Origin of the sequence: Rhodovulum sp. PH10, assembly GCF_000293785.1 — a bacterium.
GTDB lineage: Bacteria > Pseudomonadota > Alphaproteobacteria > Rhizobiales > Xanthobacteraceae > Rhodoplanes.
Map to the genome: position 1 here is coordinate 1 of NZ_AKZI01000193.1, position 1687 is coordinate 1687.

Sequence of the window (1687 nt, forward strand, 5' to 3'; positions counted from 1 at the left end):
CTCGCCGACCGCCCTGCCGGACTGACCCCGCCGGACGCACGCGCATGACCCTGTTGCACCCCACCCGCCGGAGCGTCCGATGCGCCTCCTGATCGGCGCCCTCCTCTCGCTGATCGTCGCCGCCGCCGTCGGGCTCGGCGGGACGTGGCTCGCGCTCAGCCGCGGCGTCGCCTTCGACGCGCTGACGCTCGGCGCCTGGACCGCCCACCCCTATGCCGGCAGCGCCGACATCGACCCCTATGCCCGCGCCGCGGTCGCGCGCGCCGGCGCGCTGCCGGTCGGGCTCGGCGACGGCGTCGCCTTCACCGCCAAGGCGGACGATCGCGGCCGCAGGCTCGACGGCCGCTGCGAGGTGCGCATCGCCGGCACCACGCCGCCGGCGCGCTTCTTCACCATCACGCTCTACACGCCGGAAGGCCGGCTGGTCGCCAATGCGCTCGGCCGCTACGGCTTCACCAGCCAGGAGCTGGTGCGCCACGCCGACGGCTCGTTCGAGATCGTCGCGTCGCCGCGCGCCCGCGCCGGCAACTGGCTGCCGACGGGCGGGGTCGAGCGCTACGTGCTGGTGCTGCGCGTCTACGACACGCCGGTCGGGATCGCGACGCGCGCCGAGCGCGAGGCGCCGATGCCGGCGATCGTCGCGGAGGGCTGCTCGTGATCCGCTGGCTGTTGTGGCTGCTCGCCGGGCTGATCCTCGGCGGCATCGTCCATCTCGTCACCATCCTGGTGCTGCCGGAAACCGCGCCGCGCGACGCCTATGCCCGGCTCGAGCCGATCACCAAGGTCAACGATTTCACGCTGCTGCCCGCCCCCTCGCCCGACCAGGCGCTGCTGCCCTACATGGACCCGGCCTTCGCCGCATCGGTGTGCCGCTACGATCTCGCGACCGGCGCCATCAAGCTCACCGCGCCGGTGAGCCAGGCCTACACCTCGGTGACCTTCTACACGCGCAACGGCATCGCCTATTACGCGATCAACGACCGCGCCGCCGGCAAGAAGATCATCGAGCTCGACCTGATGACGACCGCGCAGCGCGAGGCCTTGCCGACCGAGGAGGACGTGACGGCGGCCGACCGGCTGATCGTCGAATCGCCGACCCCGACCGGGCTGATCGTGGTGCGCGCGCTCTCCCCGGAGCCGAGCTTGATGCCGATGGCGGATGCGGCGGTGTCCGCCGCGAAATGCCGGCCGCTGCCGTCGCCGAACACGGGTGCGGCCGCAGGTGCCGGAGCCGGCGCCACGGGTGCCGGTGCCACGGGTGCGGGCGCCGCATCGTCGCCGCGCGGCTGAGGGGACTCGTCCCCCGCCTTTTTTCTTTCCCCCTTGCCGGTCACGTACGAAAAACCGCGGCGGGGGTACCGCCGCGGTGACGTTTGCACGGGCTGGCAAAGGATTCTTTTTGGTGGGGTTCCGGCCGAACGGCTCGGGTTCTTCCCTCTCCCCTCGCGGGAGAGGGTGGTTCCGAGCGCAGCGAGGAACCGGGTGAGGGGGATCTCCTCCTGCTCCGAGTCTACGGCTCGCCCCCTCACCGGGCTCGGACGTCACTTCCGTTCCGTCCTCGCCACCCTCTCCCGCGAGGGGAGAGGGAAGGGGCCGTGCGCTCGGGGTCTACCGAGCCTTCGCCGGATACGCTATCAATCGCGCGCGATGCACATGGCGATGCCCATGCCGCCGCCGATGCACAGCG

2 protein-coding genes are annotated in these 1687 nt (G+C 72.2%); both read left to right on the forward strand.

The window, feature by feature from the left end; translation table 11 throughout:
* Positions 1–79 precede the first annotated feature (79 nt).
* Entirely contained in the window at positions 80–658 is a 579-nt protein-coding gene (locus A33M_RS21085) for a DUF1214 domain-containing protein (RefSeq protein WP_008391741.1), read from the forward strand.
* Positions 655–1290, forward strand: a complete 636-nt coding sequence (locus tag A33M_RS21090; RefSeq protein WP_008391742.1) for a DUF1254 domain-containing protein — start codon at positions 655–657, stop codon at positions 1288–1290. Before A33M_RS21085 ends, A33M_RS21090 begins: the two co-directional genes overlap by 4 nt.
* The last annotated feature ends 397 nt before the right edge of the window (positions 1291–1687 follow it).

Coding starts and splice junctions, on each gene's coding strand:
- A33M_RS21085 (WP_008391741.1), top strand. CDS start 80: ATGCGCCTCCTGATCGGCGCCCTCCTCTCGCTGATCGTCGCCGCCGCC.